This is a genomic window from Paenibacillus oceani (genome assembly GCF_014705615.1).
GTDB lineage: Bacteria > Bacillota > Bacilli > Paenibacillales > NBRC-103111 > Paenibacillus_AB > Paenibacillus_AB oceani.
In genome coordinates this window covers 1-26,534 of the sequence record NZ_JACXJA010000016.1, presented here as the reverse complement: position 1 = coordinate 26,534, position 26,534 = coordinate 1, and the positions used below count along the sequence as shown (strand labels likewise).

Below are 26,534 nucleotides of genomic sequence, written 5' to 3'. Positions count from 1 at the left end.
CAACAGATGGTTGATGCCCCCTTTTCGCGGATTTTAGCAGTCCCAATCCGCTCCTATTTCCCCAGCCAAGCCGATTTCGGGCGAAATAAACGCTACAAACCGCTCTTATGTACCCTTATGTACACTCCTGCGCTCTCCTGCATTCTAATTAAATAAACCCGCACCAAAGTGCGGGTCGCCTACTTATTTATACAAGCATATCCTTTATTCCAAAAAATCTTTCAGACGCTTGCTGCGGCTCGGATGTCTCAGCTTGCGAAGCGCCTTCGCCTCGATCTGGCGAATCCGCTCGCGGGTAACGCCGAACACCTGCCCCACTTCCTCCAGCGTACGGGTCCGCCCGTCATCCAGGCCGAAGCGCAGACGAAGCACGTTCTCCTCCCGCTCCGTGAGCGTATCGAGCACGTCTTCCAACTGCTCCTTCAGCAATTCGAAGGCAGCCGCATCCGGCGGTGCCAGCGCATCATGATCCTCGATAAAGTCCCCTAAGTTCGAATCGTTTTCTTCGCCGATCGGCGTTTCCAGAGAAACCGGCTCCTGGGCGATCTTCATAATCTCCCTGACCTTTTCGGCCGTAAGATCCATAGCTTTCGCCACTTCCTCGGGCGTCGGCTCGCGGCCGAGCTCCTGGAGCAACTGCTTGGACACCCGGATAAACTTATGGATCGTCTCGACCATATGTACCGGGATCCGGATCGTTCGGGCCTGATCGGCAATAGCGCGGGTAATCGCCTGACGAATCCACCATGTGGCATAAGTGCTGAATTTGAATCCTTTAGAGTAATCGAATTTCTCGACCGCTTTCATAAGCCCCATGTTGCCTTCCTGAATCAAGTCGAGAAACAGCATGCCCCGGCCGACATACCGTCTGGCGATGCTGACTACGAGTCTTAGATTCGCTTCGGCCAGCTTCTGCTTCGCTTCTTCGTCGCCTTGGACGATTCTTTGGGCAAGGTCGATTTCCGCTTCGGCAGAAAGGAGCTGAACACGCCCGATTTCTTTCAGATACATACGAACAGGATCGTTGATATTCGTGCCTGGCGGCAGTGTCAGGTCGTCTGCGAAGTTCGTCTCTTCCCCGGAAGAAGCAAATCCCTCTTTCACCTGTTCCAGCGTAATCGCTGTCTCCGGTCCCGGTTGACGATCGTTGTCTGTCATACGGCTCCCCCCAACCTGGATAGTTCATCTTGCCAACTAGGAACTGGGATCGTTCTCCATTTCCGGTATTGACAATTAATTTAGCATATGGTACTGTAAAGTAGAACAGTAATGAAAATTTGATGTTCCCAATCAGCTATACCCTTGATAATAACATAGTTACCAATCGAAATCAACCACTAACTTTCAGCCTTCTTCCTGTTGCAGGAGGGAGGCTTTTTTAGATGCCATTTAGCTGACGCTTCCCTCTATTTCACAAATCGAAAACGGGCTCAATCCGCTTCACAGCTTGTCTTTCCTTATGAAAAGCTTCAAGTCGAAATCGCTTCTGCGATGAAAAACAAAAAAACCATAACCATACAAGATGGTTACGGTTGAGCTTCGCTTCCTGCGCACGTTCCATCACTTTTGGATTATTCCGATTTCCCGCCGCTTTCGGCTACGATTTTATCGGCAAACCCTTTGATCGTCGAACAGCCCAGCAGCGGAGGCTTGGATACGCACTTCAGCATAAGCTGACCGGTTTTTCCGTCCCAGGCGTATTGAAAGCTAACTTGCATTCCCGCAACCTTTACCGTAAACGTCCCCGAGGGCGTGCTCGGGATCGTAATGCCTTTTTGTTTCCCCAGTGTCTGGAGCGAGCGGAACACAGCAGGCGTCACGTTTTTGTATTTCCATGGAAGACAAGATGCCATCGCAGTTCTTCCCCCTCATACCGAATATTAACCATCATATGAGGGGCCGCTTGTTCAAAGTGACACTTGTTTCCGTTATTTTCCCCGATTGTTCATAATATAGCCGCTTCCCGGCTGCAGCGGAATGACTCTCGATTGCAGCTGGCGCGCGATCTCCTGCAAAGGAGCGCTGCACGATCCGCATAACCTGCGTTCCCGTACCGGGGCGCCGCAGCATTCGCACGGGCAGGTAAGCTTGCGGTAAAACCGCGAGATCCGGCCTTCTTTAATAAAGCTATGAAGGGACGCCAAAGGAACCTCAGCCATGCGGCTGACTTCCTCGGTTGCCGCATCGGGATTTTTCCATAAATAATCGAGACAGCGGCTCAAATACGTATCTTGAGCGGCGCTGCAATCGCTGCAGATGTTGCGGAAATTTTTCCGGTAGACGGAGCCGCAGTTCGGACAATGATCCACTTGTACACTCACCCGGCATCATTCCCTTAGCAATAAGTAAAAGGTCCTGCTACTATTTTACTATATGGACAGTCATCCTACAATAGAACTTATGAACAGACACGTTTTCCGGGGAAAGAAAAAAACCCCGCTTGGCGCGCATACGGCGGCTCAGCAAGGATTCTCTTATCCGTTCTTATTCGTTTATGTACACCATGCAGCGCGGCAAGGGAGGACGCCCCGTTTTACTGGCCGCCTGCGTAGCCCTTTACCGCCTTAACCTCATACAGGCTGTGGGTCCGGTCGATAATGTGGTCCGGCTTCGGCTGGCTTCTGCTCTGACGGTGGCCCTCGATATGAACATCGCTCGTCTCCCAGCCTTTCCATGCCGCTTCAGACTCCCAGCGGATCAATATCATTACTTCCTCGTCGCCCCGCCGGGTCTTCTTCACCGTAATGCTCATATCGATAAAACCTTCCGACTTCTCGATATGTCCCGGTCCGCTGAAACGGTCGACGACCAGCCCGGACGTCCCTTCTTTCACCGTAATGGTTATCGTCTCAAAAAACATTGCTTCACTCCTCACCCCAGTCAGCTTGCTTCTTTTCCATTATAATGACAATGATATTCATTTTCAACAAGATGTCTACTGCGGTTTTACCGTGATTTCGATTTTCTCGATGCGAACCTCTTCCGTCGGCTTGGTCGGTTCACCGTATTCCGACAGTTCAACCGGCGTAGCGGCGATGGCCGTGACGACTTCCATCCCTTCCGACACCTTGCCGAAGATCGAATAGTTCGGATTTTTATTCAAATTATCGCAGTTCGCTCCCGAACATACGAAAAACTGGCTGCCGTTCGTGTCCTCTCCGGCGTTCGCCATCGCGACGGTTCCGATCTCATATTTGTGGCCGTTGTCCAGCTCGTCCTCGAATTCGTACCCCGGTCCGCCTCTTCCGGTTCCGGTCGGGTCGCCGGTCTGAATGACGAACGATTGGACGATGCGATGGAACAAGACATTGTCGTAAAATCCGTCCTTGGCCAGGAAAACGAAGTTATTGACCGTTTTCGGGGCGTCTTTCGCAAACAGCTCCACCTTGAAGCTCCCTTTGGTCGTTGTGATCGTCGCCTCGTACGTTTGCTCTTGATCGATTGTCATTGCCGGAGGCGCGTCGTAAATTCGCCCGATCCGGATCGTTTCCGTCTCGCCGAAGTATTTGACAGGCAAGCCCAGCGCTTCGCTGACGAAACGGATCGGTACATAGGTCGTCCCTTCGTAGATAAAGCTTCTTTGCTCCGTTTTCTTCTCGACGCCGTCAAACAGAAAACGCAAATTTTTGAAGTACACGTCGATCGATGTGCTCGTTCCGGACGCCGATACGAAAGAGAGGGAAAATACGACGCCGATAATAATGCCGATTGCGATTCCTTGCAGCTTGTTTTTCATTCCGATCCACCTTTGATCCTGTTTTGTTCCATTACGGACATCTTTGGTATTCTTCACGAGCCGCCGGCTTCCCTGCCGCCGGCAGCAGTCGGACGCAAAAAAGCCGCCCTTGTCAGCAAAGGCGGCATGCCGGCCGGCCGAGAACACTGCCGGTAACTAGAACGTATTGTAAATATTATCGCATTCGCCCGGCTTGGGCTCGTAGAAGCAGTGCAGCTTATATCGGCCGACAAGAGGCTGATTGTACCACGTAGGCGGACAATCGCCCTCCGGTCTGAAGTACCACAAGCTGAACTTGCCCGGCCAGCTCCGTTCCCCGTTAACGGACCGTTGCGCCAGCCGCTTCTCGCGGTCTCTCGCCCGCTGATAAAAATATCCGTGCTGAACCGCTTCAAAGGCGTGGGGCTGGTAAATCATTTGCGGAATCGTCCGCAGCCCTTTAAAATCCGAGCAGTTCGCCCTGATCCGGTTGATGCCCACATTGCCGACCAGCATCATGCCCTGCTCGCCTTCCCCTTCCGCTTCGGCGCGCAGAAGTCTTGCAAGCAGATCGATATCGTTGGCCCTTGCTTTGACCACAGCCATTCGTACACCTCGCAGACGTTTTTATTCTACAACCATCATATTACGCGAATCGCCCACGGGTGACTGCCTATCGGCCGAAAGCGGCGGAAATTGCTTCGCGCCTTGTGTCAAACTGCTGTTTCCGGGTAATTTATAAGCAGCGATTATGACCAGGTACTAGAGAAAGTTAGTACTTAGAAATCCGGAGCCAAGCGGATACAATAAGATCAAGAGGACTCGATATGTTACTCCACTAAAGCTTCAGGGAGGAATCGCCATGAAAACCCAATCCTTCGGCTACAATGCAGGATACACGCTCGGCTGCAGCTCGCTGCTCGCTTCTCTCGTCTATTTCTTCGCCTCCAATTGGGGCTCGCTGGACCGCTGGCAAAAGTTTGCCCCGATCATGATTCTGCTTGCGGCCTTGTACGGCTTGTCCGTCTATTTGGCCGGACGTCCGGGACGGCAGTTTCTAAGCCGGCTCTCCCTGTTCTCCTGCTGCATCACGTTCGGCGTCGCGCTTTTGGTCATCGGGCAAACGTACAATTCGCATGCCGACAGTTACGCCCTGTACGCCGTCTGGTGCGCAGCATCGATCGTATTCGCCTTACAGGTCAATTGGCAACCATTCACCGTGCTCGCCTATATTCTCGGTACGCTGGCCTACTGGCTGTACTTTTTTCCGAATACCGGTTTTGTCGATTACGAGGACGTTGAAGCGATCGGCATCTTGTCTCTGCTCGCTTTCATTAACGGACTGCTTTACTATCTCGTCCGGACGAACCGGCTCCGGGGCGCATTTCTGGCAGCGACCGCTTTTACGGTATTAAACGGGATCGTCATCCTGCTCTCCAACTCGTTTGCGTACGAGGATTACGCACAGATATTCAATGTTGCGGCGGTTGTTTTGTTCGCCGTATGGGTCCGGCTTTTCATCCGGGAAGCGAACCAGCCGTATTTGCTCGGAACCGGATTGTTCGTGTCGGTGTATCTCATTATGAAATATATCGAGCTGCTTCTTCATTTCGAAGCCGGCGAATCGTTTTTCATCCTGTCGCTTTTGTTCGCCGGGCTGTTTATATGGGGCAGCGCGAAATGGATACAATACGTCAAATCACTCGTTCCTCCGGACGATGCCGACGGCGGCGAGGATCAGAAGGAAAGCGGCAAAGCGCTCCGGCATTGGATCGTCAGAGTGCTTACGATAACCGCTATTTTCGTCGGAACGGTGATCGGGGCCGTCAGCCTGATCGGTTTTCTGATCCTCATCTTCGATCTCGAAGAGCCGTTAAACGTATTAAACGGCGCAGGGTTGTTTCTGACGATCGCCATGACGGCCGCGCGCAAGCTGAATCCGGTGATCCGCTACTCGTTATTGTCAATCGGATTATGCATCGGCGTAGGCTCCGCCCTGTTCGACGAATTTACGCTGCTCCTTCTCGTCTACCTGGTTGTTTGCGCTCTGATGTTCACATTCGCGACAGGACTGGCAGAACGTTCGATGTTTTTTGCGGCAGCCGTTACGATCGCGGGACTGTGGCTGTTTATGTTGCTTGACGATACCGTGCAGGTGCTGCTTCTCCTAACTTGCGTCATGCCGGTTATCTCCTGGCTGCATCGCTTCGTACCGGTCGGCACGTTCCGGTCCGCCATGCGCTGGTGCGGGTATTACTCGTTTTTGACCTTGTTCCTGCTGCTGACTTTTGCTTCACAACGTTACGAGTACGACCTGCTCTATTTTATCGTTCTGCTCGCCTGTATCGTCGGTGCGCATCGGTTGGGCGAAAGGGCGGCATACCGGGTCACATTCGGATTTTGGACGTTGTTCGTCTTCTGGAAATATTACGATACCGCGTGGAAGCTGCTGCATAAGTCGTGGAGCCTCGCGCTCATCGGCTGCCTCCTCCTGCTGGTCACCTACTGGCTGGAGCGGAAATTCCGGAACGCTCCCGAGGAACGGTTGTCTGATATCCGACCGCGTGTCCGCTCGTTCTGGATGGCGGCCGTAGTCGTTGCCTGCCTGATGCTGTTGTCGGTCCAGATCGGCCGGAGCGAAACGATACTGGCGCGCGGAGAGACCGTATATCTGGAGCTCCTTCCTTTGGACCCGCGTTCTTTGCTGCAAGGAGACTACGTACAGCTGCGGTATACCGTTTCCGAGCCGTTCGGAAGAGATTGGACCGACAATACGCCGGAGGAAAGCGGCAAAGTATCCGTAGTGCTGGCCAGGTCGCCGTCCGGCGTGTATCAGTTCAAACAGCTGTACGACAAGTCGTATGCGCTCCAGCCGGGCGAAGTGGTGCTGAACGGCAAATGGAGAAGCTGGCGGACGATCGAATACGGCATCGAGCATTTCTTCGTTCCGGAAGGAACGGGCATGGACGTGGAACGGACGGCGAAATATGCGGAAGTGAAAGTCGCAAGCAACGGCGACGCGCTGGTCGCCCGGCTGCTTCCGAACTTGCCTTGATCGAATACCGGTGATTCGGGGAGGGCCCAAACATGCTCAAGCAAGCGAAGTTTTGGCTTCCGGTCGTGTACGCCGCTGTCATTTTGTTTAATCTATCGGGTGCCGACGATTACAACATCGTGTTATTTCTGACAAGTCCGCCGCTTTGGTTGCATGAAGCAAGCGTAACAGTACGATCCTACGTCCGAATTCCGCTGGCCGGTTATTACTTGATTACACTGCTGTTCTGGCTGATCGCCGGATGGGGCATAGACGGAATCGCAAACAAATGGGGGAAAAGAACCAACACCGGAAACGAATAGGCGCAACACCCTGCCGGCCGTATAGAAATACCGTCAACGACGGCCTAACCGACAAAAGACGCAGCTATCACCGCTTCTCGCAAGCGATGATGGCTGCGTCTTTATTTAGGCGCGTCCGGTACGTCAGTGGTCCGAATGATTACTTCTTCGCCCCTGCCTCGATCAGAATGCGCTCGATATCTTTATACTTTCGTTTGACGGCGTGTTCCAGGGCAGTTACTCCGTCTTTGTCGGGGATATTCACATCCGCTTTATGATCGATCAGCAGCTGCACGATCTGCTGGTGCTTGACGCCCCCGTTGCCCAGAACGACGGCTTCCATCAGAGCCGTCCAGCCGAGCCGGTTAATGTGATTGACATCCACATCCGTCGTCGTCAGCAGCTCCTTCACGATGTCCACATGGCCGCGTTCGGCCGCCGGAATCAAGGCGGTCCCGCCGTATCGGTTGGTCCGCTTCGTATCCGCCCCCGCCTCGATCGTCAGCTTCAGAATATCCAACAGCCCTTCCGCTCCGGCGTACAGAAACGGATTGTCCTGCCGGCCGTCCTGAATATGGATGTTCGCTCCCGCTCCGATCAGCGCTTTTACCGTCTCCGGCTTATTGGCGTGCGTGGCCGCCATCACGGCGGTGCGGCCTCGATCGTCCCTAGCGTCGATCGCCGCGCCTTGCAAGATTAATGTTTTAACGACGCCGGTTTCCCCGCGTTCCGCCGCTTCGATCAACTGTTTGCTCATTTCGCCGGCGCTCCTTTCGTCTTGTGGTGCCGCAGCAGGCGGTGCGGGCGTTTCGTTTGGCTGTTGCGGCGTTTCATTCGGCTGTTGCGGAGCTTCCGCCCCAATCGGCTCCCCGCCGCCCGGTCCGCTTGGCGCCGGGGCTGCCTGACAGCCCGCCAGCATGACGGATAGCAGCGTAATAATCCCTATTTTATGCCAGATGTCCATCTGACCCGCCCCCTCATTCTGTTGAAAAAGGACCTCCAAGGAGATCCTTCTTCCCGAACGTTGTCCGGTCGGTTGTATGCTTATGCTTACTTCGTTGTAACGGTCACCTGATCGGCGGAAGCCCAATCACCGGAAGCCATCACTTTATAAGTCATGTTCGGAGCAAGCTTCGCTCCGTTCGTCAAATCGAACGTACCTGCCGCACCTTTACGGCTTTGGAACTTGTACATCGCGGTAACCGCGGTTCCGTCTTCGGCGGTAAGCGTTACGCTGCGCAGCGCGAACAGCTCGTCCTGCGGATCGGCGTTCAGCACGATCTCGACCGACGTCTCGTTTATCGCGGTTGCCGACTGGATCGCAAGCGGAGCTACCGATTCCGCCTTGAAAGTCGGCTCTGCTATCGTCGACCAGTCGGACGATACCGTATAGGTTACGCCGGGTTTTAATGTTTCGCCGGCCGGTAGCCGGTATTTCGGAGCTTGACGTCCGTCGGTCGCCTGCGTAAACGGTACGTACTTCGCCTCGATCGGTTGTCCGCCCTCCGGCGTGATCGTTACGGATTTGTCCCGCAGCGAGGAGATGATCGCATACGTTTTGCCGTTTGCCGAGTTATTTTCGTCAAGAGTGAGCTCCTGACCGTTGCGGCTGCCATAGTAACCTTCCACCACATAGCCGTAGTCCGCCGTTCCGTCTTCGAGCAAGGTATCGATCTCGAACGTATCGCTGGTCACCTGACGAGCCGTTCCGGTCGGGATTTTGTTCGTTACCGCTTCGAACGTACCGGCGGTTTTGCCTTTATACGACATCGTATACGTTTTCCCTGGCGCTTGTACCGTTACGGGAACGATATAGGTGGAGACGGCTCCGGTTTTTAATTGCGGTACATTCAAGAGCATCATGTCATTGTCGAAAGTGAAATTTTTCTTCGCCTGATCCAGGTTGACGTCAGCAGCCGTGAGCGGTGCGGAGAACGTGACTTCAAGCGTCACCGGGTTGAGCGCCTTCACGCTCGTCACTTCTGCATTCGCGGAAGGAAGGTACGGGATCGACTTCCAGATCAGCTGTGCAGCCTCCCCGCGGGTTACCGCCTTGCCCGGGGTATAATCGGTCACCCATTGTTGGACGATCGCCGGTTTTTTAGTAAGCGATGTTGCCACAATCGATACGAGATCCTGCTGAGTCACTTGCGCTGCAGGCGTGAACTTGTCGTTCGTGCCGAGCTTCAGTCCGTTATGGAGAAACGCCTGTACATACGACGCGTACCAGTCCGATTCGGCAATGTCGGAAGGCAGCGGAGCTCCGTCCGGCTTCGGCTGCAGGCCGAACGCGGTTACCGCAATTTTGGCGATCTCGGCGCCGCTCAGCTCGCGGTTCGGTCTCAAGGTTCCGTCCTCATAGCCGGACAGCACGTTCAGCTTGATCAGCCCTTCGATCGCGCTGCGGTAGGAGCCTGCCTCGGACAAATCGCTAAGTGCAGCAGCGATTGTCGTGTCAACGGCCGCAGCTTGGGCATGATAAGGAATAAGCGACGCGGAGCCGATGACGGCGGCCGCGAAAAGAGTCATAAGTGGTTTCTTCATCTTGAATTCCTCCCGGATTATAATGATTGCGACTTCATGCATTCATCATAACGGACAATTCTAAACTCGAAAGAAACCGGAGATTAAATATTTATTAACTGTTAGTACGAGTTCAAAAAGTCCGGTTTTCAGCACCGAGAATATGGGATGAAGCTAGGAAATGAGGAGCGGAGCGTAGTGTAAGCTACGTGAGCACCGGAAGTTCCGGCTGAATGCCATATTCGATGTCGAGTAGGCTTCCTGATCTGCTTCGTGATCAAAAGTGGACTTTTTGAACAACCTCAATCAGACGGAGAACCGGTAACCCGCGCCCCATACGGTCTCGATGAACTGCGGAGCGGACGGGTCGGACTCGATTTTTTCACGGATCCGGCGGATATGGACCGTTACCGTGTTGTTGTCGCCCAGCGAATCGGCTCCCCATATGCGCTCGAACAACTCGTCCTTGCTGAACACCCGGTCCGGATGAACGGCCAGAAACGTAAGCAGGTCGAACTCCTTGGCCGTAAAGGTCACTTCCCGTTCCGCTACGAACACGCGGCGCGACGCCGTCTGAATCGTCAGATTGCGGATACGGATCTCGTCGTCGGCCGGTTTTTTGCCGACCAGTCTTTCGTAACGGGACAGATGGGCTTTGACGCGGGCGACGAGCTCACCCGGGCTGAACGGCTTGGTCATGTAGTCGTCGGCGCCTGTGCCGAAGCCGCGTATTTTATCGATTTCCTCTTTCCTCGCCGACACGATGATGATCGGAACTTCTTTGGTGCTTCTGATGCTCCGGCATATTTCAAAACCGTCGATCCCCGGCAGCATCAAGTCGAGCACGATCAGATCGTAATCCCCTTGCAGCGCCTTCTCCAGCCCTTCGCGGCCGGTATGGCACATGTCGACGCGGAAACCGTTTAATTCGAAATAGTCTTTCTGGAGCTCGGCTATGCTCGTCTCGTCCTCAATGATCAATATGTGCTTCATCGTGATCGACTCCTACGTTTCTTCGTAAACGTTAAATGTGATTGAAACAACCGTTCCTTCACCCGGTTCGCTTGCCACGCCGATCGAACCTTGATGGCCTTCCACGATTTGCTTGGCGATCGACAGTCCGAGACCGCTTCCCCCGGTCCGCATATTGCGCGACGAATCGGCTCTATAAAACCGGTCGAATACGGAGCGGACGGCATCTTCGGCAATGCCGGGCCCATTATCCTCGATCGTCAGCTTGAGCTTGCCGGCTTCCTCCGTTAACGTAAATCGAATTTTTTTGTCCCGCTTATCACAGAATTTGATGCTGTTCTCAACAATATTCACAATCGCCCGTTTCATCTTGTCGGGATCAAGCAGAACGTAGAGCGGAGCGCCGCCCTTGCATGCCCATTCCACCTGAAACCCTTGCTGCTCCAGCTCGAAACGCAGCTCTCCCACGAGACCGTCGATAAACGCCCGCAGGTCGGTCCGGACGAAATCGAACGGCACCTTTTTCAAATCAAGCTTCGAGTACAGAAACAGCTCGTCGATCAGCCGGTCCATCGCTACCGCCTTCGTGAGAATCGTATCGACGTACTTGTCCATCTTTTCTTTCGTGTTCGGCACGCCGTCGCGTATCCCTTCAATGTACCCTTTGATCGTCGTAATCGGCGTTTTCAGATCATGGGAAATGTTGGAGATCAATTCTTTCCGGTTGACCTCGTACTGGAGCTGCAAATCGACCGATTCCTTCAACTTGCGGCGCATATCTTCGAATTGCTGGCTCAGCTGGCCGATCTCGTCCTGGGACTGGGCCTCAACCCGGAAATCCAGGTCGCCCTCCTTGATCCGGGCGGCGGACAAACGCAGCGTATCGAGCGGCTTGATGATCCGCCGGGTGATAAAGAAATACAGCATCACATTCGCCAGCACCAATACGACAAACAGCAGCGAAATGAGCAAGGGCAGCAATTTGCTGGTCAAAGCCGCAAACGGGCTGAGCTCGCGGATCACGAACAAGCTGCCCCGCGACTGGTCAGGCAGAACGAAGTCGTATTTGGCATAGCCGTAAAACCGGTCTCCGATGTTGACCGAGCTGCGGATTCGGATATTGTCCAGCTCGTAATCGGGCAGCACCCGCTCCACGCCGGTTCCTTCCAGCTGCGGGGAGGCAAAGTCGACATCGCCTTCCTTACGGATCAGCAGCGTCGATTTCGCTACGCGAAGCTGAAACTCGTAATCTTTCTGAAGACTGTCGTCGTACAGCTTCTCAGGGCTCGTCTTGGCTATATATTTTAAATCCATGTACAAGCTTTCCTGCTCCGGCGTTAAAGGCTGAAGCGTAAAATGGATCGTATAAAACGGCTTGAAGCTTCTCGCGTCGCCCGTGACCGCCAAAGCGACCAAAAAAGCCGTCGTAATAAAAATCAAGATCGTAACGACAAGCACGAGCGTATAGGATACGATAATTTTGGAGCGTACGGACATGGCGGACCTCCCTTGCTATAAGAGGTTGTTCAATAAGTCCGCTTTTGATCACGTAGCCGATCAGGAATCCTACCCGACATCGAATACGGATTTCAGCCGGAACTTCCGGAGCTGAAAACCGGACTTTTTGAACACGTACTATAAGTTAGCTACTACATTAGCACAAGAGAGGGGAGGAAGTATAGAAGGGGGTAGTGTTCGAAAGCGTTGCAGTTGTTTCAGAAGGCTGACTGTTGGGGGCCGTTCCAGTTTGGGCCTCAACGATTGCAGGCAAGCCGCACGGATCTAAACGACCCGTGCTTCTGCCTCCTCGACGGCTTGCTCCATGCCGGTCTCGTGAGAGCGGTACACCGCGGCGACCGCGGCAGCGACGCTCTGGCCGTATCGGCCGGATATTCCCGGCTCATGACCGCTTCCGATCGCATCCAGCAGGTCGTCCCATTGCGCCTGGAACGCGCCGGGCTGTTGATCCGTAACGATCAGTTCCAACGATTTGTTGTCTTTGCCGCTGATCCACAGCCTGCGGCTGCCCTCCATCTTTAATTGACCGTCCGTAAACAGCAGCTCCGTTTCGTTCGTCATCACGTTGCGGTAACCGCTCAGCGATAGGTTCGCGTCAACGCCCGAATCGGTCTTCAATTGGAGACTGGCGCTTCCCTCCACATCTCCCCGGTCTCCGAAATACGTCAGGCTCGCCTTGACGCTCGTTACCCGGCTGCCGGTCAACCATTGCAGCTTGTCGATCGAATGGCTGCCGATATTGATGACGATCCCGCCTCCGGACTGCGCTTTGTTCAGAAACCAGGACGGGCGGTCATCGGTAAAATAATCGCTCCACCTCCGGTCGATCACCATCACAAGCTTTCCGAGCTTCCCCGACTCGATAATCTCCTTCGCCTTCCGGTTCACCGGATAATAATGCTGCATATGTCCGACCGCGAGCATAATGCCGCTGGCGCGCGCCGCTTCGTTCATCTCGATGCATTCCCGGACATTCATCGCCATCGGCTTCTCGACCAGCACGTGACATCCGTGAGAGGCGCACCAGATGGCGGATTCTTTGTGCAGGAAATGAGGCAGCGTGATAACCGCAATATCCGGCTTCTCCGTCAGCACCATCTCTTTATAATCCGTATACGCGGGAATTCCGTAAGCGGAAGCAGCAGACTCCGCCTTGCTTGGGTCGATATCCGCTACGGCCGCAAGCTCGGTTCTTCCGTTTTCATGCAGCGTCTGCAAATGAATGCCCGCAATTTTCCCCGCTCCAATGACGACTGCCCGATAGGGTTTCATAATCTCGCTCCCTGTTCTCCCAGTAGTGTTGAGAACGGCCGGAAGCCGCCAGCAGCGCTGACTTCCCCGGCCGATCCAGTGAAGACGGTTCTGTGCAAAGGCGAACCGCCGAACTTCCTGTTATCGATTCAATCGCTCGATATTCGGTATGGCAAACGTATGCGTTCCCGGCCCCGTCCACGACTGTCCGGGATAAAACATTTGACGCGACGAGCCGTCCTCCGCCACCTCGAACCCCGGGTCGTGCTCTGCCGGAACAATCAGCGTCTTCCCGTCTTGCCGGCGCACGCCCCCGATTTTGAACCCGGTCTTGCTTCCGTCCGGGTGACGGATGAGGATATAGCGGCCTTTTGCCTGTTCCGGTACGTCCTGATCGGTCACAAACGCATCGAACGGATCGCCCTTCGCTTTGCGCCATGTATCACGGATCGTGCCGGTTACGGCGCCCGGACCTGTCACCTTCCGATCGCCTTTTTGAAGCAGCGTGCCGCCTGCGAGCGACATATCCCGCACTTCTCCGCCCGTCAGCCGGATCAGGCCCATCTCTCCAACCATCGTCACATCACCGGTCTTCAGAGGTTGCTCCGGGTGATTCGGATTGCTCAGCAGGATGTCCGTCGTATCCCCGTAGGTGACTCGGACCGCTACAGCGCCCTCGGGCGCCCCGTCCAGCGGCAACCGCTCGACTGATTCGATCCGGGCAGCCCGATCGCTGTACGGCTCCATCACGGTCGTAAAGGTGCTGCTCAAGTTCACGCCTTCGCGCCGCAGCACCAGCTTCGGCATCGTGTACTTCACCGCTTCGTCGTTATTGTCCTTGCTGCTGCCAAGCATGCGGATGGATCGAAGCGAAGGGGAACGCCCGAGATACAGCTCGTTATCCCCCGGTTCCAGCAGCCCGAAAATGTTCAGCTTCGATTGCGGAGTCCCGTTACGCTCCGTTACGAGGGTCACCGCGTATTGATCGCCGTCCAACTGCGCCTGCTTCACGTCGCGGACGTAGATATACCCGGGATAGAAACCTTCCGCGCTGCCGCTGTCACTGTTGCTCACCGGCAACTCCACCTTCGTTCCCGGAGGCAGCAAATACGGACCGTAATCGGTAAGCGGCATACCCGTCGCAAATGCCGCATCGCGGTTTGCATCCCCCTGCAGCGTATATTCGTGACGGCTTCCTCCCTTGACGCGGAACAGATCCAGCACGTAGCCCTGCTCCCCGCTTCCGTCCGCGAACGGCACGAACCACGGCTCCCGGCTGTACGCCTCCGTCACCCCGTACGCCGAAGCGTAATCGGCGCGCATCGCCTGGAACAAGCCACCCTCGCCCTCCGTCACAAAAGCCTCGACGTTGCCGCCTTGCTTCGCCTGCGCGCTGTTCACCATATTCGCGCTGTCCACCACAACCGTGTTATGTCCCATCGTGGATAACGCGAACCAGCGGTAAAACGTATTGTGCGTGTAACCGAGGTCAGGAAGCAGCTCTTGGCCTTGTGCATATAAGCTCAAGTTCAGCGGGTCGAGATGCGCGTGGCCGTATTTCGGCTGAAAACCCATATACAGCTGCGTCTGACCCGGTCCCGCCCCTCCGGCCAGACGGCCGATTTTGGCAGCCGGCAGCAGGAACGAGCCGCCATTGATTATCGGATTGGCCGGCTGGCCGCTTGCCCACGTATCGGTGACCGGCAGCACTTTTCCGTCCGGGTAGACCAGCTTGTTGCCGTTCTCCACCGCCCGGCGAATGATCGGGTACTGCTGCTCCATATCGAGATTGTCGAACCGGATACCGGTGCGCGGCGACATGTAACCCGGCGGATCGCTCCAGCCTTTGAGCTGATCCGCTACTTGCTTCAAGCCGTTCACTGTCTGCAGGTGGTAGCTCGGCGTCACCTCCTGCCAGTAGCCGTCCGACATGAACATCTGGGTCACGAGGCTTTCGATCAGCTCGACGACCCGGTGGATGTAATCCGGCTCCCCGAGCGCCTTTCCTACCTCGATCAGCCCTTTCCAAGGCTGAAACGACATATTGCCCAGGTAGTCCGGATACGTCAGCACGAAATCCGCCGACGGAACGATCAGTCCCTGCACGATTCGTTTCTCTACGTCTTCTCCGGCTTCTTCGTTTAGAAGCGCAAACGCATTCGTGCGCTTCAATTGTCCATACGCCTTAATGAGCGGAGTGAGCTGCGTCAGATCGTTGTACCACCAGCGGTCCCATATGCCGCCCCAGTACGCGTACGGGGGACCCGAGCGTTTGTCCGCCGACAAGTTCGCATGCAGATTGCCCGCCACCCGGTCGACGGTCGGATTGTAGCCTTCATACGCCTTGGCGAATTCGTAGAGCAGACGCGCCGCACCCAGCGGGTCGGTCCTCACGAGCGCCGCCGTCTGGCTGATCGCACGGGCTTTTTGCAAATACCACAGATGGGCCGTTATGAAGTAACGTTTGCCGGAAGCGTCTTCGTAGTACGGAATCGAGATGGTTTCGCCTTTCGCATTCGTGAGCACAAGCTCCTTGTCTTCCTTGAACCGGTCGTTCGGATACACCGTACCGGTGCGGGGCGCCGTCAGCTTGAGCCCGTCCGCGGATAACTGGTACAGTCCGCCGCCCGGATACAATTCCGGCATCTCCGGCAAGCCGACGAAGATAAACCCCGGCTGCGGCGGTATCAGCGCTTTAATCCGCTGAACCTCAGCCGACGGCTCGCTCCACAGGACGGGTTCGGCCGATTGATCCTTCGCCGCGCCGTTCGCCGGAGCGGAAGCGGCATACTTCGCATCGCCGGAGGCGGCCAGCATGTCGCGGTCGAACGTCAGCACCGTCGTCCGGCCGGAGGACGCGGCAGGCGCCAGAACGAGCTGCAGATGATACAGTCCGCTATTCTTCGGAGCCGGATGCCGGAAGTCCACCGTATAAGCGGAGCCTTTCCGGCTGACATCCGCGTCGTTCAACTGCTGCCACGAGCCTCCCGGCTCTTTCCAGTACAGCTGTACGTCGGATGCGGACAGCTTCGCCTCCTTCCATGTGAACCTCAACTGTTTGGCGGTAAAACCGTTATCCATCAACAGAGCATCCTCCGGACGCCATGCGGCGAAACTTCCCGGCTCAGCAGCCAGACGGTCCGGCAACCGGCCCAGGAAGATGCTGCCCAGCCGATCCTGGTCCACCAGACTGACTCGCAGATTGGCCGTCGCCCCGTTCTGATGCCAATGATCCGACTGACGGACCGGCACCCAGGAGCTGAGCGGCTGCGTGTACAGATGGTGCACATGCACGATGTTCAGCTGCCATTCGTCGCCTTCGGCAGACTGACCGCCGGCAGGCAGCAGTTCGGAGAACGGAATCGCCGTCTCCACGACCAACGGATCGCCTGCGGTCGGCCCCCGGTCCGGCGTTGGTCCGGCGCCGCTTCCACCGCTTTCTTGCCCCGATACGGCGTAGCGGAACGAGCGGATCATCCGCTTGCCCGTATCGGCGGAAAGGTTCGTGACGTCCGGGGACGGATTCCAGATCGTGGATAAAGCGACAGGCGCATTGGCAGCCACCGGAATCCGCGCGACATAGAAACCGTCATCACGGCCCGCCGGCCGGACGATGACTTCAATATGCGACAGCGCATCCGCCTCCGAACGGGCGATCCTGCCGCCGATGTACAAATAGTCCTCGTCGTAAACAGCCCGGTATTCTACGGCGCGGGACAGCGAGCGGGCGAAGTAGGCGGTCCTGAAGTCTCCGAGCACGGCCGCCCCGTTCCAGGCCGGATCATCCCGGTTTCCGTCTATCGACGGAGCTTGCCCCGCCGGGGGAACGATCGCCCATTTATCCGTGTAAGGCTGGAAAGCGCCGTCCGGCACCCGTCTGCCGGCAGTACGATCGCTATACGACCCGATCGCGGTTGCGAGAACGATACCAATCACGAGCCATCCCCCGATTGCGGAGAGCAATCTCTTCGACATCCCGATCCTCTCCTGTCTGAATTCCCCCCAAAAGCAAGTTCGTTTCCGTTGCCGGGCGACATACTTTTGGGGGAGGCTTCAACCTTTCTTACAAAAAGCCGCAAAACAGGCTTGCGCCATTTCCTAGTTCGCCGATACCTTTAACGCATCAAACGGTATCGTATAACCCGTCGAGCTGGCATGGTGCTGCCACAACGCCTCGATCCGCAGAACATGCGCCCCTTCCGCCAGCGTCCCCGTCTGGAACACTTCCTGCTTGTAACGGATCGGAGAGCTGTAAAAGTCGAGATTCCCTGCAAATACGCCATCGATGTACACCGCGCCTTTGCCGCGCGCCGTATGAAGGTCGGTGACCAATACAGCCGATGTGCCGTAAAACGGAATTTCCACATATGCGTTTTTCTCGAAAGCAAGCTTCATCGTACCGCCCGAATAAGCTGTGTAGGTGTACGTTCTCCAATCTCCCGTATACCTCACCAGCGGATCATGATCTTCCATAACGGAAGCTTGCTGCTGCGGGTCTACGATGGCGATCGCTGCCGATCCGGGGGATGCTTTGCCGTGCGCATCGATCGCGTACACCTTATACCAGCCGACCGGTAATCCGCTCGTATTCAGCGATCCCGGAATGCCTGCCGCCGCCGGGGACGTCCGCCCGGCCGTACCCGCACCCGCCTGTTCGATCGCACTGCGGGTGGCTGCCGTATCGGCCGGCACCAGATACAACGAACCGTTCCTTGGGCTGATTGCAGCTACCGGCCCGCCTTGTACGAGCGGTCCTGCCGTTACTCCCGTAAGGTGGAAGTCCGACTGGGTGACTTGAAGCGCATCAAAAGAAACATTGTAACCGGTCGAGCTCGGTTGCTTCTCCCAAAGCGCCTCCACGCGAATCGTGTGAATACCTTCCTCCAGCGGTCCGGTATCGAACACTTCCTGCTTATAGCGGATCGGAGAGCTGTAGAAATCAATCGTGGCGACGTATTCGCCGTCGACATATATGTTTCCTTTGCCTCTTGCGGTATGAAGATCGGCTATGAGTTTAGCCGACGAGCCGTAGAAAGGAATATCCATATAGGCTCCCTTCTCCCGTCCCAGCATCATCGTACCGCCGGAATAGCTGGACGAGTTGAACCTTTCCCATTTGCCGACATAAGAGATATACGGGCTTGTGTCTTCCATCCTCGCCAGATTGAAGGGCAGGACGATAATTTCTCGGCCCGGAGACACCCGACCGCTATCGTTGATCAGGTACACTTTGTATTTGCCGCCGCTTATTGCTTCCGTGCTTAGAACAGACGGCACGTTCGCCGTCGCTTGCGCTCTCGTTCCGTACACGCTCGCGGTCACCGTTTCGATCGTTTCCTTGGTCGGCGGCGTATCCGCAGGCACCAGATGGACGTACCCGTTGCTGTTGCCCGTCGCCTGTACCGGATCACCTTCCATCAGCAAAGCAGGCGTAACCCCAATCAGCTCCGGTGGCAGACTTTCCATAAATAGCGTAACATGAGCCGTCTGACCGGGAGCGACAACGATCGCATCCGATACCGTCTTGGCATACCCGCCCCCGAATGCCGTCACCCGCTGGGTTCCGGACGGGATCTGAGGGATCGTGAACGCTCCGCCGGCATCCGTAACCGCCGCAAGGTTCGTATAACCGGTTACATGAACCGTCGCCCCCGCTACCGGTCTGCCGTCCATCCCGTACACCGCCCCGGTGACTGTGCTGGTCAGCGCAGGCGGTCCTCCGTACACTTGAGCGCTTACCGTGCCGGACAAGGAAAATGTATGGTTTGCGGTCCACGTGCGACCGGGATAAAAGACTTGACGCGACGAGCCGTCCGCCATCATCTCGAAGCCGGGGTCGTGCTCGGCGAGCACCACGATCGACTGCGATCCTTCCCTCAGCACCTGCCCGACTTTATAACCGGTTGCGGTTTGGTCGGGATGATTCACAACGATCGTTTGGCCTGCCGCCGATTCAGGCACAGCGGCGTCCACGACGAGCGCATCGTAGGCGTCGCCCTTCGCCGCCCGTTTCGTACCGCTGACATTGCCCGTCACAGCCACACCCGGTCCGGCGATTTGCTGATCGCCTTTCTTAAGCAGCGTACCGCCGACGAGCGACATCTCCCGCGCTTCCCCGTTAATAAGCCGGATCAAGCCCATCTCCCCGACCATCGTCACATCGCCGGTCGTCAGAGGTTGCTCCGGGTGATTCGGATTGCTCAGCAGGATATCCGTCGTATCCCCATAGGTGACGCGAACCGCGGCCGCGCCTTCTGGCGCCTGATCGAGCGGCAGCCGGTCGATCGCTTCGATCCGGGCTCCGTTCCCGCGGTAAGGCTCCATTACGGTTATAAACGTGCTTTGCAGATTCGTTCCGTCCCGTCTCAGCACCAGCTTCGGCATCGTATACTTGACCGCTTCGTCGTTATTGTCCAAGGCGGTGCCTCCAAGGCGAATCGAGCGGAGCGACGGGGATCGCCCGAGATACAGCTCGTTATCGCCCGGCTCGAGCAGTCCGGTGATGTTCAGCTTGGCCTGCTCCTCGCCGCCGGTGCTCGTCACCATCGTCACTTCGTACCGGTCATCCTCCAACTGCGCCTGCTTTACGTCGCGGACGTAAATATAACCCGGATAATGACCTTCCGCACTGCCGCTGTCGCTGTTGCTCACCGGTTGCACCACATTCGTTCCCGGAGGCAGCAAATACGGACCGTAATCGGTGAGTGGCATATCCGTCGCAAATTCCGCATCGCGGTTTGCGTCCCCCTGCAGCGTATATTCGTGACGGCTTCCTCCCTTGACGCGGAACAGATCCAGCACGTAGCCCTGCTCCCCGCTTCCGTCCGCGAACGGCACGAACCACGGCTCCCGGCTGTACGCCTCCGTCACCCCGTACGCCGAAGCGTAATCGGCGCGCATCGCCTGGAACAAACCGCCCTCCGTTACGAAAGCTTCGATGTTGCCGCCTTGCTTCGCCTGGGCGCCGTTCACCATATTCGCGCTGTCCACCACGACCGTGTTATGCCCCATCGTGGATAACGCGAACCAGCGGTAAAACGTATTGTGCGTATAGCCGAGATCGGGCAGCAGCTCCTGGCCTTGCGCGTACAGGCTCAGATTAAGCGGATCGAGATGCGCGTGACCGTATTTCGGCTGAAAGCCCATGTACAGCTGGGTTTGACCCGGTCCCGCCCCTCCGGCCAGACGGCCGATTTTGGCAGCCGGCAGCAGGAATGAGCCGCCATTGATTATCGGATTGGCCGGCTTGCCGTTCGCCCACGTATCGGTGACCGGCAGCACTTTTCCATCCGGGTAGACAAGCTTGTTGCTGTTCTCGACCGCCCGGCGGATGATCGGGAACTGCTGCTCCATATCGAGATTGTCGAACCGGATGCCGGTGCGCGGCGATACGTAGCCCGGTGGATCGCTCCAGCCTTTGAGCTGATCCGCCACCTGGATCAGACCATTCACCGTCTGCAGGTGGTAGCTCGGCGTCACTTCCTGCCAGTAGCCGTCCGACAGGAACATTTGGGTCACGAGGCTTTCGATCAGTTCGACGACCCGGTGGATATAGTCCGGCTCCCCGAGCGCCTTGCCGACATCGATCAGCCCTTTCCAAGGCTGAAACGACATATTGCCCAGATAATCCGGATACGTCAGTACGAAATCCGCCGAAGGAACGATCAGCCCCTGCACGACCCGCGCCTCCACGTCTTCCCCGATTTCCGCGTCGAGCAGATCGAACACATTTGTTTGTTTCAGCTCGGCGTAGGCCTTAATGAGCGGGGTCAGCTGGGTCAGATCGTTGTACCACCAGCGGTCCCATATGCCGCCCCAGTATGCGTACGGGGGACCCGACCGTTTGTCCGCCGACAAGTTCGCATGCAGGCTGCCGGCCACCCGGTCGACGGTCGGATTGTAGCCTTCATACGCCTTGGCGAATTCGTACAGCAGACGCGCCGCGCCCAGCGGGTCGGTCTTCGCGAGCGCCGCCGTCTGGCTGATCGCCCGGGCTTTTTGCAAAAACCACAGATGGGCCGTTATAAAGTAGCGTGTGCCGGCAGCATCCTCATAGTACGGAATCGAGACGGTTTCGCCTTTCGCATTCGTGACCACAAGCTCCTTGTCTTCCTCGAACTGTTCGTTCGGGTATATGGTGCCGGTGCGCGAAGCCGTCAATTTTAACCCGTCTGCGGACAACTGGTACAACCCGCCCGGATACAAGTCCGGCATCTCCGGCAGGCCGACGAATCTAAATCCCGGCTGCGGCGGAATAAGCCCCTGAATGCGCAGAACTTCAGCCGACGGCGCGCTCCACGGGACGATGACGGCAGGCGCTTCCGGCCCTGTCGTTCCGCCGGCGTTGTACGCGGCGGTGCCCGCCGATACGAGCGCATCCCGGTCGAACGTCAGCGTGGCGATTCCTTTTAGAAACGCCAGCTTGGGCGAGAGCACCATTCTCAGCTGGTACGTTCCGCTGGCCAGCGGAGCCGGATGCTGGAAATCCAGGAGGAAGGAGCTTCCGTCCTCGCTCCACGTATGATCGCCCAGACTTTGCCAAGACTTGCCGGGCTCCTTCCACAGCAGCTCGACCGTGGACGTTTTCAGCGCCTGGCTGCCCAGTTGGCCGAGTCCTCCGCTTTGGAGCGCGGGCAGCGTCAAGACCAGCCTTTTCTCCGTATACCCGCGGTACAGCAGCTCCGTATTCGCTTCCTTCGGATGCCAGGGCAGCATCACCTTTCCAGCCTCCACGATCACTCTCGGAAAACGGGAGAAATAAATGCTTCCCATCCGGTCCTGATCGATCACGCTTGCGCGCATCCTCGCGCCGGGGCCGCTCTCATGCCAATGGTCGGACTGCCGGACCCCCACCCAGGAGCTGAGCGGCTGCGTGTACAGATTGTGCACATGCATAATGTTCATCTGCCACTCGTCGCCTGCGGACACGCCCTCGGGCACGATCGAGGCGAGCGGAATGGCTGCTTCGACGAATCGTCTGTCCTGCTCTACCATCGTAGCGTGCGTAAACGACTGGATCACGTGCTTGCCCTCATCCGCCGATAAATTGGTCACGTCGGGCGACGGATTCCAGATCGTCGTCAAGACGGGAGCCTGCGCGGTCGGGAGCGGAATTTTCACCGTATAGAAATCGTTAGCCCCTGCGGCCGGACGAAGAAGAACCTCGATAAACGCCAGCGTATCCGCTTCTGAGCGGGCGATACTGCCGCCGATATACAGCTGGTTATCGTCGTAAGCGACCCGGTATTCCGCATCCTGCGACAAGGAATGGCCGTAATAAGCCGTTTTGAAATCTTTGAGGCTCGCGGCGAGCCCCCACATCCATTCGTTCATCTGGCCGTCGATTACAGGAGCCGAATTCCACTCCGGCAGCACGGCCCACTTGTCGGAGTCGTAACGAATCGGCTGGGGGACTGCGGCGCTTTGGCCTCCGCCTGACGAATCCGCATACGCGGCCGGAGCGGGGAACACCATCGATGACAGAAGAAGAGCGATTACGAGACGTACCAAGGTTTGGACTTTAAACCGTTTTCCCATGCCTCATCCTTCTTTCATTCCTAATTTAGGAAAGTGCGGTAGTGCAGACCGATCGCGTTACTTGAACAGCTCCGCCAGCTTCTGATCGAGCTTCTCCCCCTCGCTCCGCAGAGCCGTGTTCATATCTTCCAGCCCGAGAACGGCTTTCTGGTACGCATTGAAAAAGAACGAATGGCCCGGAGACTGCGACCTCACCACATCCACGGACGTAAACTGCGACGGAGCGAACTTCTCCGGAAGCAGCCCCTTTACGTTTTTGTCTTTCAGGTAGGGCACCTCTTGACCGAACTCGGCCATCCCGGCTACGCGGTTTTTGAGTACCGGCAGCATCCCTTTGCGGGCCAGATGATTTTGGAACTCCTCCGAGGTCAAATAAGCGATCGCCTCGAAAGCCTGCTCCTTATGCTTGCTCGTCTTGGTGACGTAGAAATAGGTCGGATACGTCTGCGCGCCCATGCCCGGCTTATCCTTGAGCTGCGGATACGAGACGACGTCCCAGTTCAGCGTATCTTTGTAAAACGATAGTCCGTATACGACGAAATGCAGGAACATCGCTGCCTTGCCTTCCGGGAACAGCTTCTGCTGATTGCCCAGCGCCCAGTTTTGCGCGGTCAGTCCATTGCCCGGAATATTCGAGACGCCCGCCAGCAGCTCCATCGTTTTCCGGAACGGCTCGGACGTAAAGGCCGCCTTCCGCGTTTTCGGATCGATATACGAGGCTCCGAACTGATTCAAGGCGAAATTCGCCGACGACGACATCGCAAGACCGTAATATTGGACCCCTCCGTCCGTGCGGGACATCCGTTTCGCCAGATCATACACTTCGTCCCAGTTCATGCCGTCCTTCGGCGGGGTTACGCCGAATTTGGCGAACAGATCTTTGTTGTAGAACAGCCCCAGCGTATTCGTAAATACCGGCAGCCCGTACATGCCGCCGCTTGCGAAGGAGCGCTGCAGCTCGACCGCCGTCGTCTCCAGCCGGTTCAGATCGAATTTTTGACTGGAGATCATATCCGAAATATCGTTCTGCAAACCGTATTGAATGAGTGTATCGGCCTGGCCGATCGACATGAACATGACATCGATCGTATCGCCATTCGTAATCAGACTGTCAATCTTATTGCTTCCTGCCTTCAGATGTTTGACGGTCATATGAGGGAACTTGGCCTGGATTTTGTTTCCGAACGTCTCCATGAACGACTCGTCGTAGTCCGGAACCTGGGAGTAAAACACGAGCTCAACCGGCTCTTTTTTCTCTGGCGGCTTGCTTACAGCCGGATCAGCGGCAGCAGGGTCCCCCTTGGAACCACTAGAGCAAGCGCTTACAATTAAACTGGAGCAACCTACTACTAAAACTGCCGCAAGCCAAGCAAACTTTTTTCGGACTCCCATTTTCTTCTCCTCCATTCAATAAGCTTCCGTTCGCAGTGCTTCGCTTAACCTGTCGCACAACTCGTCCTCATCGATCATATTCGCCCAGTAGGGCTTCAGCAGATTGGCCAGCGACACAAAAGCGGCGGATGAAATGTTCAGCTCCGCATGCGTACGGAACGACCCCATCGTTTCACGGAACAGCATATACCGGTCCGGGGAATACACCGACCGTTCTACCTGCTTCATCGGCAATGTCGCCAGCCCTGGAATGCTCAGCGTATGCTGATACAGGTAAGACTGCGCCTCCGGCGATGCCAGATAATCAGCGAACAGCTTCGCCTCCGCTTTGTGCGCGGAACTGCTATTTACCCCAACCCCAAGCGTAATCAGAAGCGTTCTCAGAGAGTCCATATAAGGGACCGTCGATATATCGTATTCGATCTCCCTCTCGGTCCAGCCGTTCAAGCCCATGTAAGTGTTTAGCGCCATGGACAGCTTCCCTTCCATGAACATCCGGTCGATATCGTCGTTGTTTTCCGATAAATATAGCGGGACCGCCTTCCGGTTATGCAGGATGTCCTTGCACCGCTTCAAGCCGTCCAGCAGCCGGGAGCCGCGTATATCCCTGAGCTGCGCCCCGTCCCACTCGAACCGCTCGCCGCTCTGCATCAGAAACAGCGGCCACCGGTACATCGATTGGATATGGAAGGCGAACCCGTACCGCCCCCTGCCGTCGTACAGCAACTCCGCATGCCGGATCAGATCGTCCCAGGTCCAGCTGCCGTTCGGCTCCGCCAAGCCGCTTTCCCGGAAATGCGCTTTATTGTAGCAAAGCACGAGCGGCGACAATACGATCGGCAGCAGCAGTAGCTGGTCCTCCGCGCTGAAATGCGCTGCGAATTGCGGATATAAATCATAGGAGCACGCAAAAGGTTCGAAGACGTGAGTGAGCTTGCGCTCCAATAGCTGCTGAAACTGAACGTTATCCATCAGGGCCAGATCGTCCGTGAGCACGCGCTCCGTCAGATCCACTCCCGGGACCGAACCGCTCCAGGACCGGACTTCCACCGTTATCCACGGATACAAACGCCGAAATTGCTCAATCAGCCCGGCTAGCTTCAAATTCCGCAGCATGACGTGGTTGCAGGCCACCGTCAGATGGACAGGAGGGCGGTCGGCGACGACCCGGTTCCCTACACTCGGAATTTTCTCGATCCACCCTTCCTGCACCAGCTGCTCCAGCCCGAGCCGGATCGAGTGATTGCTCAGCCCGAACCGGATTTCCAGCGATTTCTCCGGCGGCAGGAAGCTTCCGGGAGCCCACTTTCCTGTTATCATTTCTTCACGCAATTCCTTTGCGAACTGTTCCAGCTGTTGTCCGAATTGTTCCTTGGTCGGTCTTTTTCTCAACGTGATGCACCCCGGCTCTGTATAGTCAACCATCGATTCGCTTCAGCTCAGCCTGCGATCACCTCCGCTGTTGCAGGAGTCCCTGCGCATTTTATGCCGACTCATAAAATAAACTATTTTATGAGTCACAATATGGTTTTTCTGTTAGATTTTCTCTATACTTTGAGTGTATAAGGGAAGTAAAGCGCTGTCAATTGTTATTTAACGAGTTAAATAAACAACAACTTGTAATTTTACGAGTCACTTTACTGAAAGAATGCTCCATACCGCTCTGCTCCTTGCTCCTCGTATCCGCGTTCTTTTTTCTTTTCCTTTTTTCTTTTCCTTTCTTTTTTTCCCGATAATAGGGCTCGTTCTACGAAAGCCGCTCCTTGGCCGCCGATGCCGGTTCATTTTAACGAAGCCTTTATTACGATGAATGACTATGAATGTGAATGTGTCAGAGATTCACCCCGATGGTCCATTGACGCGCAAACCCGTACGCTTGTATATCGGAGGGAATGGGGACCTTCGCTCCAGCCGCTGGCTGATGAGGTTTAGGGGACCCGCCCGGCTCTAAATGCAGCCCGAAAACATCTTGCTTGCGAGCGGATTGTGTTCCACTCCCTTCGCCAAAACGTATGCGCTCGCGGGTTCTAAACCATATAGGAGTCTTTGGCACCTTCTATTTTGGGCTCTTTCCAAAAAACGAGGTTAATAAAGGCGGTTTGTACCCCTTATTTCAACCCACTGGCGAGAGATGCACCCTTTTTGCTGATTTTAAAAGCTCCAAACCGCTCTTATTTCCTCCATCCTGGCGGATACGCACAAAATAGTAGAGTAAAGGGCTGGGATTACCAGCCCCTCCTCATCAAACCGTACGTGCGGTTTTCCCGCATACGGCTTTCCGATGTTCTTC

Annotated in this window: 17 protein-coding genes; 2 read left to right on the top strand and 15 right to left on the bottom strand. The window is 56.1% G+C overall.

What is annotated here, in order from left to right; all coding sequences use genetic code 11:
• Positions 1 to 204: 204 nt before the first annotated feature.
• The 6 genes from rpoD to IDH45_RS13380 all read right to left on the bottom strand — a co-directional run bounded on the left by rpoD (position 205) and on the right by IDH45_RS13380 (position 4,321).
• A complete protein-coding gene (rpoD, locus tag IDH45_RS13405; RefSeq protein WP_190928382.1) occupies positions 205 to 1,158 on the bottom strand; it encodes an RNA polymerase sigma factor RpoD in 954 nt (317 codons plus the stop codon).
• 413 nt (positions 1,159 to 1,571) lie between these two features.
• On the bottom strand, positions 1,572 to 1,853 hold the full coding sequence (locus IDH45_RS13400; protein WP_190928380.1) for a hypothetical protein: 282 nt from the start codon (positions 1,851 to 1,853) through the stop codon (positions 1,572 to 1,574).
• 75 nt (positions 1,854 to 1,928) lie between these two features.
• Positions 1,929 to 2,321: a flagellar protein gene (locus IDH45_RS13395; RefSeq protein ID WP_190928378.1), complete on the bottom strand. Its 393-nt coding sequence runs from the start codon at positions 2,319 to 2,321 to the stop codon at positions 1,929 to 1,931.
• Between the two features lie 212 nt (positions 2,322 to 2,533).
• Positions 2,534 to 2,860, bottom strand: a complete 327-nt coding sequence (locus IDH45_RS13390; RefSeq protein WP_190928376.1) for an antibiotic biosynthesis monooxygenase family protein — start codon at positions 2,858 to 2,860, stop codon at positions 2,534 to 2,536.
• Between the two features lie 75 nt (positions 2,861 to 2,935).
• Complete coding sequence (locus IDH45_RS13385; RefSeq protein ID WP_190928374.1) at positions 2,936 to 3,736, bottom strand: peptidylprolyl isomerase; 801 nt, start codon at positions 3,734 to 3,736, stop codon at positions 2,936 to 2,938.
• 156 nt (positions 3,737 to 3,892) lie between these two features.
• Positions 3,893 to 4,321 (bottom strand): cell wall hydrolase, encoded by a 429-nt coding sequence (locus IDH45_RS13380; RefSeq protein WP_190928372.1) that lies wholly within the window; start codon positions 4,319 to 4,321, stop codon positions 3,893 to 3,895.
• A gap of 256 nt (positions 4,322 to 4,577) precedes the next feature.
• Between IDH45_RS13380 and IDH45_RS13375 the strand changes: the two genes are divergently transcribed.
• Both IDH45_RS13375 and IDH45_RS13370 read left to right on the top strand, forming a co-directional pair.
• The gene (locus IDH45_RS13375; protein ID WP_190928370.1) at positions 4,578 to 6,770 is read left to right on the top strand and encodes a GDYXXLXY domain-containing protein; all 2,193 of its coding nucleotides are present in this window, start codon (positions 4,578 to 4,580) and stop codon (positions 6,768 to 6,770) included.
• Between the two features lie 32 nt (positions 6,771 to 6,802).
• Positions 6,803 to 7,072: a hypothetical protein gene (locus tag IDH45_RS13370; protein WP_190928369.1), complete on the top strand. Its 270-nt coding sequence runs from the start codon at positions 6,803 to 6,805 to the stop codon at positions 7,070 to 7,072.
• Between the two features lie 139 nt (positions 7,073 to 7,211).
• On the opposite strand, the gene IDH45_RS13365 is transcribed toward IDH45_RS13370, so the two are convergent.
• From IDH45_RS13365 to IDH45_RS13325, 9 genes are all read right to left on the bottom strand, one after another.
• Positions 7,212 to 8,015 carry an ankyrin repeat domain-containing protein gene (locus IDH45_RS13365; protein ID WP_223836633.1) on the bottom strand — a complete coding sequence of 268 codons (804 nt, stop codon included), beginning with the start codon at positions 8,013 to 8,015 and terminating at the stop codon, positions 7,212 to 7,214.
• A gap of 86 nt (positions 8,016 to 8,101) precedes the next feature.
• Positions 8,102 to 9,595 (bottom strand): S-layer homology domain-containing protein, encoded by a 1,494-nt coding sequence (locus IDH45_RS13360; protein WP_190928367.1) that lies wholly within the window; start codon positions 9,593 to 9,595, stop codon positions 8,102 to 8,104.
• A gap of 285 nt (positions 9,596 to 9,880) precedes the next feature.
• Positions 9,881 to 10,567: a response regulator transcription factor gene (locus tag IDH45_RS13355; protein ID WP_190928365.1), complete on the bottom strand. Its 687-nt coding sequence runs from the start codon at positions 10,565 to 10,567 to the stop codon at positions 9,881 to 9,883.
• Between the two features lie 12 nt (positions 10,568 to 10,579).
• Positions 10,580 to 12,043, bottom strand: a complete 1,464-nt coding sequence (locus tag IDH45_RS13350; protein ID WP_190928363.1) for a sensor histidine kinase — start codon at positions 12,041 to 12,043, stop codon at positions 10,580 to 10,582.
• Positions 12,044 to 12,328: 285 nt separating this feature from the next.
• On the bottom strand, positions 12,329 to 13,336 hold the full coding sequence (locus IDH45_RS13345; RefSeq protein ID WP_190928361.1) for a Gfo/Idh/MocA family protein: 1,008 nt from the start codon (positions 13,334 to 13,336) through the stop codon (positions 12,329 to 12,331).
• Positions 13,337 to 13,456: 120 nt separating this feature from the next.
• A complete protein-coding gene (locus IDH45_RS13340) occupies positions 13,457 to 17,290 on the bottom strand; it encodes a heparinase II/III domain-containing protein (protein ID WP_190928359.1) in 3,834 nt (1,277 codons plus the stop codon).
• 123 nt (positions 17,291 to 17,413) lie between these two features.
• The gene (locus IDH45_RS13335) at positions 17,414 to 22,852 is read right to left on the bottom strand and encodes a carboxypeptidase regulatory-like domain-containing protein (protein ID WP_190928357.1); all 5,439 of its coding nucleotides are present in this window, start codon (positions 22,850 to 22,852) and stop codon (positions 17,414 to 17,416) included.
• 57 nt (positions 22,853 to 22,909) lie between these two features.
• On the bottom strand, positions 22,910 to 24,244 hold the full coding sequence (locus IDH45_RS13330) for an ABC transporter substrate-binding protein (protein WP_190928355.1): 1,335 nt from the start codon (positions 24,242 to 24,244) through the stop codon (positions 22,910 to 22,912).
• 15 nt (positions 24,245 to 24,259) lie between these two features.
• The gene (locus tag IDH45_RS13325; RefSeq protein WP_190928353.1) at positions 24,260 to 25,636 is read right to left on the bottom strand and encodes an extracellular solute-binding protein; all 1,377 of its coding nucleotides are present in this window, start codon (positions 25,634 to 25,636) and stop codon (positions 24,260 to 24,262) included.
• Positions 25,637 to 26,534: the final 898 nt, after the last annotated feature.

Bases quoted from the DNA above. Each gene is read 5' to 3' on its own strand.
- IDH45_RS13350 (WP_190928363.1), bottom strand. From the start codon at position 12,043: ATGTCCGTACGCTCCAAAATTATCGTATCCTATACGCTCGTGCTTGTC.
- IDH45_RS13355 (WP_190928365.1), bottom strand. From the start codon at position 10,567: ATGAAGCACATATTGATCATTGAGGACGAGACGAGCATAGCCGAGCTC.
- IDH45_RS13380 (WP_190928372.1), bottom strand. From the start codon at position 4,321: ATGGCTGTGGTCAAAGCAAGGGCCAACGATATCGATCTGCTTGCAAGA.
- IDH45_RS13330 (WP_190928355.1), bottom strand. From the start codon at position 24,244: ATGGGAGTCCGAAAAAAGTTTGCTTGGCTTGCGGCAGTTTTAGTAGTA.
- IDH45_RS13370 (WP_190928369.1), top strand. From the start codon at position 6,803: ATGCTCAAGCAAGCGAAGTTTTGGCTTCCGGTCGTGTACGCCGCTGTC.
- IDH45_RS13375 (WP_190928370.1), top strand. From the start codon at position 4,578: ATGAAAACCCAATCCTTCGGCTACAATGCAGGATACACGCTCGGCTGC.
- rpoD (WP_190928382.1), bottom strand. From the start codon at position 1,158: ATGACAGACAACGATCGTCAACCGGGACCGGAGACAGCGATTACGCTG.
- IDH45_RS13385 (WP_190928374.1), bottom strand. From the start codon at position 3,736: ATGAAAAACAAGCTGCAAGGAATCGCAATCGGCATTATTATCGGCGTC.
- IDH45_RS13400 (WP_190928380.1), bottom strand. From the start codon at position 1,853: ATGGCATCTTGTCTTCCATGGAAATACAAAAACGTGACGCCTGCTGTG.
- IDH45_RS13360 (WP_190928367.1), bottom strand. From the start codon at position 9,595: ATGAAGAAACCACTTATGACTCTTTTCGCGGCCGCCGTCATCGGCTCC.
- IDH45_RS13390 (WP_190928376.1), bottom strand. From the start codon at position 2,860: ATGTTTTTTGAGACGATAACCATTACGGTGAAAGAAGGGACGTCCGGG.
- IDH45_RS13340 (WP_190928359.1), bottom strand. From the start codon at position 17,290: ATGTCGAAGAGATTGCTCTCCGCAATCGGGGGATGGCTCGTGATTGGT.
- IDH45_RS13335 (WP_190928357.1), bottom strand. From the start codon at position 22,852: ATGGGAAAACGGTTTAAAGTCCAAACCTTGGTACGTCTCGTAATCGCT.
- IDH45_RS13345 (WP_190928361.1), bottom strand. From the start codon at position 13,336: ATGAAACCCTATCGGGCAGTCGTCATTGGAGCGGGGAAAATTGCGGGC.
- IDH45_RS13365 (WP_223836633.1), bottom strand. From the start codon at position 8,015: ATGGACATCTGGCATAAAATAGGGATTATTACGCTGCTATCCGTCATG.